The 15,129-nt window shown below is 65.6% G+C and carries 10 protein-coding genes; all 10 read right to left on the bottom strand.

All coding sequences use genetic code 11. The features are described 5' to 3' along the window. Window position 1 precedes the first annotated feature (1 nt). The 10 genes from Q1A36_RS00375 to Q1A36_RS00420 all read right to left on the bottom strand — a co-directional run bounded on the left by Q1A36_RS00375 (window position 2) and on the right by Q1A36_RS00420 (window position 15,053). Window positions 2-1,942 carry a 3'-5' exonuclease gene (locus Q1A36_RS00375; RefSeq protein WP_299838122.1) on the bottom strand — a complete coding sequence of 647 codons (1,941 nt, stop codon included), beginning with the start codon at window positions 1,940-1,942 and terminating at the stop codon, window positions 2-4. Beyond that, on the bottom strand, window positions 1,936-2,307 hold the full coding sequence (locus Q1A36_RS00380; RefSeq protein ID WP_101751318.1) for a response regulator: 372 nt from the start codon (window positions 2,305-2,307) through the stop codon (window positions 1,936-1,938). The genes Q1A36_RS00375 and Q1A36_RS00380 overlap by 7 nt, the downstream gene beginning before the upstream one ends. Then, window positions 2,307-2,804 carry a hypothetical protein gene (locus Q1A36_RS00385; RefSeq protein ID WP_299838129.1) on the bottom strand — a complete coding sequence of 166 codons (498 nt, stop codon included), beginning with the start codon at window positions 2,802-2,804 and terminating at the stop codon, window positions 2,307-2,309. The genes Q1A36_RS00380 and Q1A36_RS00385 overlap by 1 nt, the downstream gene beginning before the upstream one ends. Further along, window positions 2,801-4,615, bottom strand: a complete 1,815-nt coding sequence (locus Q1A36_RS00390; RefSeq protein WP_299838132.1) for a DUF294 nucleotidyltransferase-like domain-containing protein — start codon at window positions 4,613-4,615, stop codon at window positions 2,801-2,803. The genes Q1A36_RS00385 and Q1A36_RS00390 overlap by 4 nt, the downstream gene beginning before the upstream one ends. 62 nt (window positions 4,616-4,677) lie before the next feature. Beyond that, window positions 4,678-6,501 carry a sodium:solute symporter family protein gene (locus tag Q1A36_RS00395; protein WP_299838135.1) on the bottom strand — a complete coding sequence of 608 codons (1,824 nt, stop codon included), beginning with the start codon at window positions 6,499-6,501 and terminating at the stop codon, window positions 4,678-4,680. Window positions 6,502-6,513: 12 nt separating this feature from the next. Beyond that, a complete protein-coding gene (locus Q1A36_RS00400) occupies window positions 6,514-6,771 on the bottom strand; it encodes a DUF4212 domain-containing protein (RefSeq protein ID WP_299838137.1) in 258 nt (85 codons plus the stop codon). Window positions 6,772-6,892: 121 nt separating this feature from the next. Then, entirely contained in the window at window positions 6,893-8,734 is a 1,842-nt protein-coding gene (locus Q1A36_RS00405) for an MFS transporter (RefSeq protein WP_299838140.1), read from the bottom strand. A 69-nt stretch (window positions 8,735-8,803) separates the two neighbouring features. Further along, complete coding sequence (gene acs, locus Q1A36_RS00410) at window positions 8,804-10,759, bottom strand: acetate--CoA ligase (protein ID WP_299838142.1); 1,956 nt, start codon at window positions 10,757-10,759, stop codon at window positions 8,804-8,806. Window positions 10,760-11,042: 283 nt separating this feature from the next. Then, entirely contained in the window at window positions 11,043-13,337 is a 2,295-nt protein-coding gene (locus tag Q1A36_RS00415) for a glycosyl hydrolase family 28-related protein (RefSeq protein WP_299838144.1), read from the bottom strand. 126 nt (window positions 13,338-13,463) lie between these two features. After that, complete coding sequence (locus Q1A36_RS00420; RefSeq protein WP_299838146.1) at window positions 13,464-15,053, bottom strand: lysine--tRNA ligase; 1,590 nt, start codon at window positions 15,051-15,053, stop codon at window positions 13,464-13,466. Between the last annotated feature and the right edge of the window lie 76 nt (window positions 15,054-15,129).

Raw genomic sequence — 15,129 nt, forward strand, 5'->3', positions numbered from 1 at the left:
CCTAACCATCTGATCCTGAGTTCACATCGCCGATCAACCGGCGATGTTTCCGGGCTTCCTCCAGCACATCCTCGAACCGCTCGATCCCCTTCGCCGCCAGCGCCGGCACCATTCGCAGGAAGGCCGAGGCCGTCGCCTGCGCATCGCCCATGGCGGTATGGCGCAGCTCGGGCGGGATGGCGATGTCCAGCCGGGCGCAGAGCGCATCCAGCGAGTGATCGGCCGACTGCCCCCAGAGCATCGCGGACAGCAGCACCGTGTCCAGCACCGGGTTGGTGAAATGCGCCCCGGTCTCGGGCGCGGCGCGGCGCAGGAAGCCCATGTCGAAGGGCGCGTTATGGGCGACCAGCGTGGCCTCGTCGCAGAAATGCTGGAAGGCCGTCAGGGCCGCGGCCTTCAGGGGGGCATCCGCGACCATCGCATCGGTGATGCCGTGGATGCGGGTCGAGGCGGCGGGGATCGGGCGGCCGGGCTGAACCAATGTCTCGAACCTCTCGCCGGTCAGCCGGCCGCCGGCAATACGCAGGCCCGCGATCTGCAGGATGCGGTCGCTGTCGGTCAGGCCCGTCGTCTCGGTGTCGAAGACCACGCAGGTCAGGTCCGACAGCCGGGTCGAGGCCGCACCCCGCCCGGCCAGCGCGAAATCATAGGTCAGCCCGCCCGACGCATCCGCGCCCGCCGCCCGCGCCAGCGGCAGGACCAGCCGTGCCTTGCCATCGGCAGCGCGCTCGGCCCAGATGCCGGTGCCCTGCGCCGCCAGCAGGTCGGCACCGGATTGGTCGGGCTGGTCGGGATCAGGCGCGCGGGCCAGCCAGTCCTCCAGCCGGTCCATCGGCAGCGCCGCACCTTGCCATTCCAGCAAGAGGCGCACTTCCTCGGGATCTTCGGCATCGACGCGCAATTGCGGATCATGCCCTTCGGCCCGCAGGCTGCGGTCGAGATCGCGCAGCAGCGCATTGACCGGCCCCGCCTCGGCCTGCACCGCGATCAGCGGCAGGGCATCGGCGAAAAGCCCGGTGGCCAGTTCCGGCAGCAGCGCGCGGGCCGTGGGCAGGGCGCGGGCCGAGGCCTCGGACAGCGCGCGGGTGGCGGCGGCCAGCCCCTGCCCCTCGACCCGGATCGCCTCGGCCAGCGCCGGCGGGATCGGCCCATCCAGCGCGCCCAGCATCGGCACCAGCGTCGCGGCATGGCGGCGCAGCGCCTCGATCGACGCGCGGGCATCCGCCCGGTCGGCGGGATGGTCGCGCAGGATCAGCAGCGTGCCGTGATCCAGCAGCCGCATCCGCCCCGCCAGCCGCCCGCCGGTCACGGTCAGCGCCGTCAGGTCGGTGGCCTCGATCCCCTGCCCGTCCAGCCGCGCCCGCGCCGCCAGCAGTGGCCCCCGGCGCAGATGCCGTTCCAGCGGACGATCCAGCCCGAGGCCAGGCAGCATCCGGGCGGCGGCGGCGTTGTAGAAGACCACCCGCCCGGCCGCATCGCTCATCACCGCGCCGGCGCCGAAATCCGACAGGATGCTTTCCAGCACCGCCATCTCATGCGCCTGTTCGGCGGCATGGTCCTTGAGCGCCTGCGCCAGCGCCTCGGCCGACCGCGCCCGCGCCTCGGCGGCGTCGCGCGCGGCGGGGCCGAGATCGCCCAGATACTGCGCCTCCTCGCCTGTGGGCGCCTGCCCGGTGCGCAGCCCCCCGGCCAGGGTCTCGATCGGCCGGGCAACATGGCGGTCGAAGAGATACCAGACCGCGACCACGGCCAGCACCACGCCCAGAACGGCGACGAAACCCGCGAGCAGCATCGGCGACAGCGCCTGATCCAGCGCCACGCCCTGCGCCATCAGCCGCCTTGCCTCGACCCAGAGGGCGAAGAGGATGACCAGCGCCGCCGCCGCTGCCAGTCCTGCAAAGATCAGCAGGACCCGCAGCCGCAGCGGCAGCTGGCTCAGCATGGCTTTTCCAGAAGCCGGGCCATCTCGGCCCGGAGTTCCGACAATTCGAACGGCTTGGCGATGAAGCCATCGGCCCCCAGCGCCATGCCCTTGCGCCGTTCAACCACCGAGCCGCGCGCGGTCATCATCAGCACGCGCGTCGCCGAAAGACCCGGATCGGCCCGCATCTCCTGCACGATCTGATAGCCCGAGACCTCGGGCAGCATCACGTCGAGCAGCACCAGATCGGGCCGCTGGTCGCGGATCGCCTGCACCGCGCCGGCACCGCTGGCCATGCGCGAATGGTCATGGCCGTCGCGGGTCAAGAGGTAATCCAGCGCCAGCGCGATATTGTCCTCGTCCTCGATGACCATGACCCGCGCCATCACGCCCCCTCCCCGCAGACCAGGCGGAAGGCCGGATCATCCGCCCCCGCCGCCTGCCAGTCGCCCGATGCGGGCCGGATCAGCCGCTTGGCGCAGTCGAAATCCTGCGGCACGACGACGGTATTGCCCCGCCGCTCGACCAGCATGATGCGCGCGCGCGAGGTGGCATCGGCATTCATCTCGATGCTGGCCGGGTCGATGGCGGCAAAGCGGGTGGTGATCGGGAAGAGATAGCTCCAGGGTGCCCAGGGCTGGCTGACCTCGCCGGTCAGCAGCACCGAGGCATCAGTCGGCAGACGGGCGACGGCGCGGCCATACCAGGCGTAGTCGTTCCAGACCGAATAGGCGATCATGGCAAGGCCGATGCCGGCAGGCAGCAGCCAGCGGGCGGGCATGACCCCGGCCTTTCGCAGCGCATGAAACAGCGCATAAAGCACCGCGGCCGCGCCGATCCCCACCGCGATCACCCCCAGAACCTCGACCCCTACCCCTGTCATCCCAGCATTCCCTTTCCCTGTCCCAGTGCCGATTGCATCCCGCGCACGACGACGAAGGCATCCCGCAGATGGCTGCGCTCGAAATCGGGCAGGTCGGCGGGGGCCAGATAATTGTCGGGCTTGCGGCCCGAACGGATCAGATGCGCCTGATTTTCCAGCCGCAGCGTCTGGATCACGTCATATGCGGCGATCAGGTCGCGCGCCCCGCTGCCCGAGATGACGCCGTGATCCTCGGCCTCCAGCAGCCGGGCGCGGGTGTTCACCGCCGTCAGCCGCCCCTGCAGCGCATAGATGCGGGCAAGGTCGGTCACTGGCACCACGCCGTTATGCTTCATGTCGATATGGTGGCGATGCTCGCCCGAGCGGATGGTGGCAAAGCCGCCGATGATGCCCAGAGGCGGGCGGTGCTTCAGCGAATTGGCGATCATATGGGCCACGAAGATCGAGTTCTTCGAGGCCATCGCCAGCGTCTCGGCCTGCAGCCCCGTCAACAGCGCCGCATCGCCGCCGATCGCGCGCAGGTCAAACATGACCGAGGCCAGCATCTGCGCCTCGGGGCTGGGCTTGCGGATCCAGCCGGTGAAATAGTCTCGCCAGACGTTCAGCGGCTGGCACCAGCGCGGATTGGTCGCCATCATGTCGCCGGGGCAATAGACGAAGCCCGCCCGGTTCAGCCCGTCACTGACGAAGCGCGCGAGCGCGGTGAACCACGGATGCGCGGGATCGGCGCCTTCGGCGAGGATCAGGCAATTGTCCTGATCGCTGACCCCGGTCTGTTCCTGCCGCCCCTGACTGCCGCAGGCGGCCCAGAGCCAGCGGGCGGGGGCCTGGCCAAGCTCGGCCTCGGCCAGCACCAGTAGCCGGCGGGTCACAGCATCGGTGATGTCGGTGATCATCCGGGTGATGACCTCGTGGCGCTGATGCGCGGCGACGAGGCTGACCAGAAGCTCGGGCACCCGCGCGGTGATCCGCGCCATCTCCTCGGCCGAGCCGGTATCGGCCAGATCGCGGATCAGCACCGAGGCGCTGATCGCCTGAACCCTTGTCAGGTCGGTCTGGGTGATCATGCCGACGAAGCGGCCCTGATCGACCACCGGCAGATGACCCACGCGACGTTCCAGCATGGCGTTCAGCACGTCATAGCCCAAGGCCTGCGGCGGCAGGGTCACGGGATCAACGGTCATCACCTCGCTGACCGGGCGCGACGGGTCGAGGCCGGCGGCGACGACGCGGTTCGACATGTCGCGGATGGTAACGATGCCCAGCAGGCGCCCGTCCTCGGTCACGCCGATGCTGCTGACGCCTGCATCGCGCATCATCTGCGCCGCCTGCCGCACGGGTGTTCCGGGCGCGCAGGTCAACGGTTTGCGGGTCAGCAGGTCCTCGACCTTCAGCGTGGCGATCTCGGCCCCGCGCCCGTAGCCCTGACCGCTGCGCCCCCGGTCAAAGAAGCGCGCCACCGCCCGGTTCTGCGCGATGAGATCCAGCAGAACCTCGCGCGGCAGCATCCACAGCACCGCATCCTCGGTGACGCGGGCGGTAGTCACCGCCGACCCCTCGCGCAGAAGCCCGCGCTCGCCGAAGCTGTTCCTCGGCCCCAGTTCCGACACGGAATCGCCATTGCGGTCACTGACCGCCACGCGGCCCTCTTCGATCAGCCAGATGCCCGGCAAGAGGTCGCCATATTCATAGACCACGGCACCCGCCGGCATCTGCCTGCGGCTGAAGGAGCTGGCGGCACGCGCCAGCTCGTCCTGCGACAGGCTGTCATAGGGGTGGACCGAGGCGATGAAACCGGCGGCGTCCGTCATGTCACTCCCTTGGTCTTGCAGAGAAATGGCCGCGCCCCGGTTGGGGGCGCGGCCAGTCCGTATCAGTGGGCGACGGCGTCGCCGGCACCGCGCGGAACGCGGATCGACTCGACCAGTTCGATCACCTCGACCGGCGGCTCCTCGGTCGCGCTCGACACCGCGTAGGCGACGATGAAGTTGATCAGCGCACCGACGGTCCCGAACGAGGCCGGCGAGATGCCGAACAGCCAGTTGGCCGCCGTATCTTCCAGCATGTTGGTGCCCGAGATGAAGAACCAACCCTTGTAGGCGAAGATATAGAGCAGCGTCGACAGGATGCCGGCGAGCATCCCCCAGATCGCCCCCTGCTTGTTGATGCGCTTCGAGAAGATGCCCATCATCAGCACGGGGAAGATCGAGCTTGCGGCAAGGCCGAAGGCCAGCGCCACGGTCTGCGCCGCGAAGCCCGGCGGGTTCAGACCCAGGATCGTCGCCACCAGGATCGACACCCCCATCGAGATGCGCGCCGCCATCAGCTCGTTCTTTTCGCTGATGTTCGGGTTGATCGCGCCCTTGATGAGGTCATGGGACACCGCGCCGGAGATCGCCAGCAACAGGCCCGCCGCCGTCGACAGCGCCGCCGCAAGACCGCCCGCCGCCACGATGGCGATGACCCAGCCCGGCAGGTTGGCAATTTCGGGATTGGCCAGAACCATGATGTCGTTGTTCACCGTGGTCAGCTCGTTGCCCTGCAGGTTCTGGGCCGCGATCTGCTCGGCCACCGGGGCGCCTTCCGCGCCGGCCTCGTTGTAATACTGGATCAGGCCGTCGCCGTTCTTGTCCTCCCACGAGAGAAGCCCGGTGGTCTGCCAGTTCCGCATCCATTGCAGTTCCGGTGCGGTCTCGATCTGCTCAAGCGAGATCGCCGGTTCCGAGAAGGTCGAGCCCGCCTCGGTTCCGGTCACTGCCCCCGGCCACATGGTCGCGGTCAGGTTGAAGCGCGCCATCGAGCCCACGGCAGGCGCGACGGTATAAAGCAGCGCGATGAACACCAATGCCCAGCCTGCAGAGGCCCGCGCATCCGACACCTTCGGAACGGTGAAGAAGCGGATGATGACATGGGGCAGACCCGCCGTGCCGATCATCAGCGCCAGCGTGAACAGCACCATGTCCAGCGTGGACTTGTGGTGGCCGGTATAATTGGCAAAGCCCAGATCGGTGACGACCTGGTCCAGCTTGGCCAGGAACTTGGCGCCCGACGCGTCATGGGTGCCGAAAAGGCCGGTCTGCGGCAGGACGTGGCCGGTCAGCTGCATCGCGATGAACACCGCCGGGATGGTATAGGCGATGATCAGCACGACATATTGCGCCACCTGCGTATAGGTGATGCCCTTCATGCCGCCCAGAACCGCGTAGCAGAAGACCAGCGCCGCGCCGATCCAGAGGCCGGTCGAGTTGCTGACCTCGAGATAGCGCGAGAAGGTCACGCCGACGCCGGTCATCTGGCCGATCACGTAGGTGATCGAGATGATCAGCAGGCAGATGACGCCGATGATCCGTGCGGTCTGCGAATAGAAGCGGTCGCCGATGAATTCCGGCACGGTGAACTTGCCGAACTTGCGCAGGTAGGGCGCAAGCAGCAGCGCCAAGAGCACGTAGCCGCCAGTCCAGCCCATCAGGTAGGTCGAGTTGTCATAGCCGGTGAAGGCAATCAGGCCCGCCATCGAGATGAAGCTGGCCGCCGACATCCAGTCCGCCGCCGTTGCCATGCCGTTCATCACCGGGCTGACGCCCCGGTTCGCAGCATAGAATTCCGAGGTGGAACCGGCCCGGGTATAGATGGCGATGCCGATGTAGAGGGCAAAGCTCAGGCCGATGACGATGAGGTTAAGCGTGAATTGATCCATGTGTCTGCCCCCTCACTCGTCCACGCCATGTTCACGGTCGAGGCGGTTCATCCGCGCCGCGTACCAGAAGATCAGCACGATGAAGACCAGGATCGAGCCTTGCTGGGCAAACCAGAAGCCCAGATCGGTGCCGCCGATGCTGATGCTTGAGATCAGCGGCCGCAGGATGATGCCGAAGCCATAGGACACCAGCGCCCAGATAATGAGACAGACCCAGATGATCCTGAGATTGGCCTGCCAATATGCGTTCGATGATTGTCTGTCACTCATGTCCTTCGCTCCTCCTCGTTAGGGACAGCCGTCTTGTTCGCGTGACCCCCGGCCCGACGGCAGAGACGGGGTAGACGATAAGGCCCCGGCACTTTCGCGCCGGGGCCCCTGTTTCATTCGCTCACCAGCCCTTCGAGGGCGGGGCATTGTCATAGCCCGTCTGGTGAACCTTGTGGTCCGAGTCGTCCGCGAAGAGGCTGCGGCGATAGCCGCTGTTCGGGACGAAGATCAGGCCGATGATGACGGTCAGCCCGGCAACCACGATCGCGTACCAGAGACCGGCATAGATGTTGCCGGACTGGGCCGAGATGGCGAAGGCGGTGGCGGGCAGCAGACCCCCGAACCAGCCGTTGCCGATGTGGTAGGGCAGCGACATCCCCGAGTAGCGGATGCGGGTCGGGAACATCTCGACCAGCGCCGCGGCCATCGGACCATAGACCATCGTGACCAGCACGATGAGATAGGTCAGCAGCAGCACCAGCTTGAAGTTCTGGCCGTTGAACACGTCGAAGAAGTGGTCGGCCTTGGCGATCGTGGTGTTGGTCTTGGGATCGACCGGATAGCCGGCCTCGGTCAGCGCCCCGTTCACGGTCTTGTCGAACTCGGCCTTGGCCGCCTTCAGCTCCTCCGCCGGCAGGGTGCCGTCATAGACCGGGATCTGCTTCTCGCCGATCTGAACCACGGTCGGCGCACCGGCCGCGACATCCACTGAGGTATAGTTGACCGAGGACTTGGCCAGCATCGCCTTGGCGATGTCGCAAGCCGAGGTGAACTTGGCGGTGCCGGTCGGGTTGAACTGGAACGAGCAGGTTTCCGGGTCAGCCGAGACGGTGACGACGGTATTGGCCTGCGCTTGTGCCAGCGCCGGGTTGGCGGTTTCGGTGATCATGCGGAAGACGGTGAAATAGGACACCACCGCCAGCGCGCAGCCCAGCAGGATGATCGGCTTGCGACCGATCTTGTCCGAGAGCGAACCGAAGAACACGAAGCCCGCGGTGCCGAGGATCAGCGACCAGGCCACCAGCACGTTCGAGGTGAACTGGTCCAGTTTCACGACGTTGTTGATGAAGAACAGCGCGTAGAACTGGCCCGAATACCAGACCACTGCCTGACCCGCGACCAGGCCGAACAGCGCGATCAGGGCGATCTTGCCGTTCTTCCACTGGCCGAAAGCCTCTTTCAGCGGGGCCTTGGACTGGGTGCCTTCTTCCTTCATGTGCTTGAAGGCCGGGCTCTCTTCCATCTGCAGACGGATGTAGAGCGAGATCAACAGCAGGAAGATCGAACCGAGGAAGGGAATGCGCCAGCCCCAGGCCTTGAAGGGTTCGAGCATGACCTGCAACCCGTCGGGACCAAGCATCGGCTCGCCATTCGAGAATTGCGGGACCGGTTCATAGTTGCCGTTCACATAGGATTGCACCATCAGGATGACGACCAGCGACAGCAGGAGACCCATGGTCGCCGTCGTCTGGATCCAGCTGGTGTAATAGCCACGGCGGTTCATCGGCGCGTGCTCGGCGACATAGGTCGCGGCACCGCCATATTCGCCACCGAGGGCCAGACCCTGCAACATGCGCAGCACGATCAGGATGATCGGCGCGGCCATGCCCCAGCTTTCATAACCGGGCAGAAGACCGACGATGAAGGTGGACATGCCCATGATGAGGATGGTCATGAGGAAGGTGTATTTGCGCCCGACGAGATCGCCGAGCGAGCCGAAGACAAGTGCGCCGAAGGGACGCACGATAAAGCCAGCCGCGAAGGCCAGCAGAGCAAAGACGTTCCGAGTCGCCTCGGGGAACGAGGTAAAGAACTGGGCCCCGATGATCGCCGCCAGCGATCCGTAGAGGTAAAAGTCATACCATTCGAAAACGGTACCCAGCGAAGACGCGAGAATGACCTTCTTCTCCTCGCGCGTCATCGGCCTCGAACGGTCGACGTCTGTTGCTTCGACTACTGCCATTTGTTTCCTTTGGCTCCCTGAAGGAAAGGCGCGGGCGGGATGCCCGCGCCGGCGAAACGCATGTCCGGGCTACCCCCGGTTCATGCGATTATTGATAAGCTCGTCCACGACCTCGGGCTCGGCGAGCGTCGAGGTGTCGCCCAGTGCGCCGAAATCGTTCTCGGCGATCTTCCTGAGGATGCGGCGCATGATCTTGCCCGAACGGGTCTTGGGCATGCCCGGCGCCCATTGGATCAGGTCGGGCTTGGCGATCGGGCCGATCTCGGTGCGGACCCATTTCTCCAGTTCGCCGCGCAGCTCCTCGGTCGGCTCGACCCCGTTCATCAGCGTGACATAGGCATAGATGCCCTGCCCCTTGACCGGGTGCGGATAGCCCACGACCGCCGCCTCGGCGACCTTCTCATGGGCGACCAGCGCGCTTTCGACCTCGGCCGTGCCCATGCGGTGGCCCGAGACGTTGATCACGTCATCGACGCGACCGGTGATCCAGTAATAGCCGTCCTCGTCGCGGCGGCAGCCGTCGCCGGTGAAGTAATAGCCCGGGTATTGCTGGAAATAGGTTTCCATGAAGCGCTGGTGATCGCCCCAGACCGTGCGCATCTGGCCGGGCCAGCTGTCGCCGATGCAGAGGACACCCTCGGCCGGGTTGCCCTCGACCACCTTGGCGCTCTCGGCCTCCAGCACCACCGGCTTGACGCCGAAGAAGGGCACCGTGGCCGATCCGGCCTTGGTCTCGATGGCGCCGGGCAGCGGCGTGATCAGGTGGCCGCCGGTCTCGGTCTGCCACCAGGTATCGACGATCGGGCAGCGGCCCTTGCCGACATGGGTGTTGTACCAGTTCCAGGCCTCGGGATTGATCGGCTCGCCCACCGTGCCCAGAAGGCGAAGGCTGGACAGGTCGTGCTTTTCCACGAATTCCGCGCCCTTGCCCATCAGCGAGCGGATGGCGGTGGGCGCCGTGTAGAACTGGTTGACCTTGTGCTTGGCGCAGACCTCCCAGAAGCGGCCGGCATCGGGCCAGGTCGGCACGCCCTCGAACATCAGCGTGGTCGCGCCATTGGCCAGCGGGCCGTAGACGATATAGCTGTGGCCCGTCACCCAGCCCACATCGGCGGTGCACCAGTAGATGTCGCCGTCATGGTAATCGAAGGTATATTGATGGGTCATGGCGGCAAAGACCAGGTAGCCGCCAGTGGTGTGGACGACGCCCTTGGGCTTGCCGGTCGAGCCGCTGGTATAAAGGATGAACAGCGGGTCCTCGGCATTCATCGCCTCGGGTTCGCAGGCCTCGCTCGCCTCGGCCATCAGCGCCTTCAGGTCGATGTCGCGCCCCTCGGTCCAGGTGGTCTGGCCGCCGGTATGCTTGACCACAAGGCATTTCACCCGGTCCGAGGTGTTCAGCAGCGCCTGATCGGCATTGGATTTCAGCGCCGTCCGGCGGCCGCCGCGCGGCGCCTCGTCGGCGGTGATCAGGATGTTCGCACCGGAATCGTTGATGCGGTTGGCCAGCGCGTCGGGCGAGAAGCCGGCGAAGACGATGGAATGGATGGCGCCGATCCGGGTGCAGGCCAGCATGGCATAGGCCGCCTCGGGGATCATCGGCAGATAGAGGACAACGCGATCACCGCGCTTGACGCCGAGGTCGCGCAGCACGTTGGCCATCTTGTTCACCTGCCGCGACAGCTCGGCATAGGTGATGTGCTGAGCTTCCGCCTTGGGATCATCGGGCTCGAAGATGATCGCGGTCTGGTCGGCGCGGGTGGCGAGATGGCGGTCGATGCAATTGGTCGAGACGTTCAGCTGCCCGTCCTCGAACCATTTGATGCTGACCTGGCCGAAGGTGAAATCGGTGTTCTTCACCTTGGTATAGGGGGTCATCCAGTCGAGACGCAGGCCTTCGCGACCCCAGAACCCATCGGGATCGTCGATCGATTCGGCATACATCCGCTTGTAATCGTCAGGTCCCGCATGAGCCTTTTCGAACCCTGCCGGAATTGCGTGCTTTTCAATCGCTTCTGCACTCATGACGCCCATCCTCCTCATGGCCAGCGCGCCGGATCCGATCCCCTGCCGACGGGCTGCCTGACAGGCTCGGATCACGGGTTGGCGATATGTTAATCACAAACCACCCATTCGCGTAAACTGTTTTTTTCAAAGGAAAGTTTTGTAAATTTATTAGCTGGACGGTTTGGAAATTTGTAAAACATTCACAGAAACGCGAGCCAATTCGCGACCTAAGTCGAACGAAACGCCGCCGCAGTCGGGACTGCGGCGGCGTCGAGCCACGCGGAATGGCCTGCGCGGTCACTCAGTTCGGATCGTCGACACGCACCCTCAGCGAGACGCTGCCCTTGACCGGCACGCTCCAGTTCAGCCGCACCTGCCGGCCGTCCGTGCCGACGGCGCCCTGGACCCAGGGCGATTCGGACACCGGCACGCCACCGGCATTGGTCAGCGCCCCGGTCAGCACCACCGAGCTGACATTCTTGGCCCAGCCCTGGAACGGCAGTCCGGTCACGACCGGCAGCGTCCAGGTCTTGGCTGCACTGGCCTGCACATGCGCCACGGTCAGCGGGTTTGCGACATAATCACGCACCCCGTTCAGGCTGTTGCCAGAGAACTGGATGTTGCGCATCCGGGCATAGTTCAGATCGGCATGGCTGGTATCGACCCGCTCGATCCGGTCGACCTTGGTATAGAGCGACTTGAACACGTTGCCCGAGACGTTCAGCCCGTGGATGAACTGGCCGCTGCCGAAGGGCTTGACCACGAGCCAGGAAAACCACGGCACCGTGCTGTCGGACAGAAAGGTGTTGTTGCTGATCGTCAGCCCGCCAAAGCTGTAGCCGCCGGAGGTGAAATCGGGCTTGGCGTCATGCTCGTTCGTCCATTCGATCGCGGCGTTGTCGACGTAATTGCCGCTGATGGTGATCATCGGGTTCAGCAGCGTCAGCACCAGACCGGCAGTGCGCAGCCCCTCCTCGGAGCCATCGCCCTGGAACCAGTGGTTGCCGGTGATGATATGGCCGCCGCCATGCGCCACCATGAAATGCGCGAAGCGGACAAAGCGGTTGTGCCGCACCTTCACGTCATTGGCGTTGATGTTGACCGCGATGCTGCGGCGCAGATGCGCCGGCTGATCCGTCTCGTTCGAGCGGAAATCGCACTGGTCGATCAACATCCCCTGGCAGCCGCGCCCGATCGAGGTGATGCCGCGATCCTTGGGCCGGTCAAAGCAGCAGTCGCGGAAACTGAACAGCCCGCCATCGGCCGGCAGCATCACCGCGCTGCCAAGGCCCTCGCAGTTGAACTCGACATCGACGAAATTCACCCGCTGCAGCCCCGGAACCTCGGCGAAATCCAAGGCATAGCGGCAACGGTGAAAGCCATAGCTGCGGGTGCCAGAGCCGCCATAGAGCGGCTGCGACAGGCTCAGCGTCGCGCCCGCCACGTCGCGGCCGTTCACGTAGACTTCGCGCCCGACGCCCGGCCCTTCCAGCCGGCTGCCGATCTCGATGGCCGCGACATTGGCGACATTGCGCAGGATCAGCGGGTCGTCATCGTCATAGCTGGCGGTGCTGGTCAGGGCGCGTGTGGTCCAGGCGGCACCCGCCGCCAGCCGGATCTCGCCATTGGCGATGGTGCGGCGGGTGCTGAAGTTCCGCAGGTCGGGCACCACATCGGCAACCACGATCGGCTCGGTCAGATCGACCCGCCGGCCGCAGAGATCCAGCCTGACATGATCGGAATAGCCGAACAGCGCCTGGATGGCCTTCTTCAGCCCCAGCGTCTCGTCGCCGAAGGCATCGGCATAGGTGGGGAAATCGAAGCTGCGCAGGAAGGTGATGCGCGCCGCCGCCGGTGCGGTCAGCTTGCCCTTGAAGCGGATGGGCGCGGCGATGGAGAGGCTGCTGCCGATGCGGAAATTGCCCTCGGGCACCAGGATGCCGCCACCCCGGCTGGCCGCGTCCGCGGCGGCGAAGGCAGCGCGGTCATCGGTCACGCCATTGCCCGTCGCGCCGAAGTCGCGCACATCCACCCAGTCGATGAGTTCCGGGATGAAGGCCGAGGTCACGTCCTCGATGCGCACCCCTTCAATCCGCACCGCACCGCCATTCGGCCCGGTCAGATCCAGCCCGAAATGGCCATAGACCGGCCGCGGGCCCCAGCTCAGATCCACCCCCCGGCGCGCGCCGATACCGACGATGGCGCTGATCTCGATGATCTCGCCGTAACCCGGCAGGCTGCGTGCGGGCGCAACCTCGGTCAGCCCGGTCACATGGACACGCTGCCCGTCCCCGGCCCAACCGGCGATGCGCGCCTCGGGCAGCGCACCGGCCATCGCCTTCAGCCGCGCCGAGACGCGCAGGTAGACGCCGGGGATCATCGGCGTTTCGCCCATGAAGCGGATGCGGGTGGTGGTGGCGGTCTTGACGATTTCGAGGCAGGTCCCGAAATCCTGGTCCGCCGGCACGATGGCGGCGTTCGGCTGACCCGCCCAACTGTCGCTGCCCGGGGTGCCGTCCTCGCGCGACCAGACCGTCAGCCCGGCGCCAAAGCTTGGCGGCATCAGCAGCAGCCCGTCGGTAATCGCAATGTTCATCGCCCATCCCCTCCATCCTGACCCGGCCAAGACGGGCCGCGTGACAGCGCGAAGGAATAGGCGATGAGGCCTTAACGGCGGCTTGAGGCTGCGCGCGCCGCAACGGGGCGGCGCGCAACGGGCGGATCAGGCGTCGGCGGTCGTGACCAGTTCGCCGGCCAGCGCCCGCTCGATCAGGGCGCGGGTCTCGTCGATGCCGTAAAGCGCGATGAAGCCGCCGAAGCGCGGCCCCTGATCGGCACCCAGCAGCACCTGGTAGAGCGCCCCGAACCAGTCGCGCAGCGGTTCGAACCCGTGCTCCTTGCCGACCGCGAAGACCATCGACTGCAATGCCTCCGCATCAACCGGCTGGTCCCATGCGGCCAGGCGCCCGGCCAGATCCTCGATCGCCCGGCGCTCGACCTCGGTAGGCAGGCGGAAGACCCGCGTGGGCGCGACGAAATCGTTGAAATAGCGCACGGCGAAACCGGCGGCGTGATCCAGACCCGGATGAGTTTCCGGGCTGGCTTCCGGCGCATAACGCTGGATGAAGCCCCAGAGCCCGTCCTTGTCCTTCGCGCCCGCCACCGAGGCGAGGTTCAGTAGCATCTGGAACGGCACCACCATGTCCGATGCCGGCACATCGCCGCCGTGGATATGCCAAACCGGGTTCGCCGCCTGCTGCTCCGGCGTCTGGTCGGCATAGGCGCGCAATTGCTGGTGATACTCGTCGACCGCCTTGGGGATGACATCGAAATACATCCGCTTGGCGGTCTTCGGCTTCTGGTACATGAAATAGCTGAGGCTCTCGGTCGAGGCATAGGTCAGCCATTCGTCGATGCTGAGCCCGTTGCCCTTCGATTTCGAGATCTTCTGGCCTTCCTGGTCAAGGAACAGCTCGTAGGTGAAATGCTCGGGCTTGCGGCCGCCAAGGATCTCGCAGATGCCGTCATAGATCGGCGTATTGGTGCTGTGGTCCTTGCCATACATCTCGAAATCGACATCCAGCGCCGCCCAACGGGCGCCGAAATCGGGCTTCCATTGCAGCTTCACATTGCCACCCGTGACCGGCAGCGTGGTTTCCACCCCGTCCTCGTCGAAGGTGATGGTGCCGTTCTTCGCGTCCACATGCTTGATCGGCACGTAAAGCACCCGGCCCGTCTTGGGGCTGATCGGCAGGAAGCAGCTATAGGTCTGCTGACGCTCTTCGCGCAGGCTCGCCAGCATCACCTCCATGATCGCGTCATAGCGTTCGGCGGCCAGCAGCAGCGTGTCGTCGAACTGGCCCGAGCGATAGAACTCGGTGGCGCTGATGAATTCGTACTCGAAGCCGAAGGTATCGAGGAAGCGGCGCAGCATGGCGTTGTTGTGGTCGCCAAAGCTGGGATACTCGCCGAAGGGATCGGGCACCGTGGTCAGCGGCTCCTGCAGGTGCTGGCGCAGCATCTCGGTATTCGGGACGTTGTCGGGCACCTTGCGCATCCCGTCGAGATCGTCCGAGAAGCAGAACAGCCGCGTCGGAATGTCGCTGATGATCTCGAAGGCGCGGCGGATCATCGTGGTGCGCGCCACCTCGCCGAAGGTGCCGATATGGGGCAGGCCCGAGGGGCCATAGCCGGTCTCGAACAGCACATAGCCCTTTTTGGGCGGCGCCTTTTCATAGCGTTTCAGCACCCGGCGCGCCTCTTCGAAGGGCCAGGCCTTGGAGGTCATTGCGGCGTCGCGCAGGGTGGTCATGGGAATTCTCCGTTCCAAAGAGGTGCCGAGGGCTTATTGAAACCCCGAAGGATCGTCAATAATTTGGCCCTGAAAC

It is taken from the genome of uncultured Paracoccus sp. (assembly GCF_947487305.1).
Lineage (GTDB): Bacteria > Pseudomonadota > Alphaproteobacteria > Rhodobacterales > Rhodobacteraceae > Paracoccus.

Coding starts and splice junctions, on each gene's coding strand:
- acs (WP_299838142.1), bottom strand. CDS start 10,759: ATGAGTGCAGAAGCGATTGAAAAGCACGCAATTCCGGCAGGGTTCGAA.
- Q1A36_RS00405 (WP_299838140.1), bottom strand. CDS start 8,734: ATGGCAGTAGTCGAAGCAACAGACGTCGACCGTTCGAGGCCGATGACG.
- Q1A36_RS00375 (WP_299838122.1), bottom strand. CDS start 1,942: ATGCTGAGCCAGCTGCCGCTGCGGCTGCGGGTCCTGCTGATCTTTGCA.
- Q1A36_RS00395 (WP_299838135.1), bottom strand. CDS start 6,501: ATGGATCAATTCACGCTTAACCTCATCGTCATCGGCCTGAGCTTTGCC.
- Q1A36_RS00380 (WP_101751318.1), bottom strand. CDS start 2,307: ATGGCGCGGGTCATGGTCATCGAGGACGAGGACAATATCGCGCTGGCG.
- Q1A36_RS00390 (WP_299838132.1), bottom strand. CDS start 4,615: ATGACGGACGCCGCCGGTTTCATCGCCTCGGTCCACCCCTATGACAGC.
- Q1A36_RS00415 (WP_299838144.1), bottom strand. CDS start 13,337: ATGAACATTGCGATTACCGACGGGCTGCTGCTGATGCCGCCAAGCTTT.
- Q1A36_RS00400 (WP_299838137.1), bottom strand. CDS start 6,771: ATGAGTGACAGACAATCATCGAACGCATATTGGCAGGCCAATCTCAGG.
- Q1A36_RS00385 (WP_299838129.1), bottom strand. CDS start 2,804: ATGACAGGGGTAGGGGTCGAGGTTCTGGGGGTGATCGCGGTGGGGATC.
- Q1A36_RS00420 (WP_299838146.1), bottom strand. CDS start 15,053: ATGACCACCCTGCGCGACGCCGCAATGACCTCCAAGGCCTGGCCCTTC.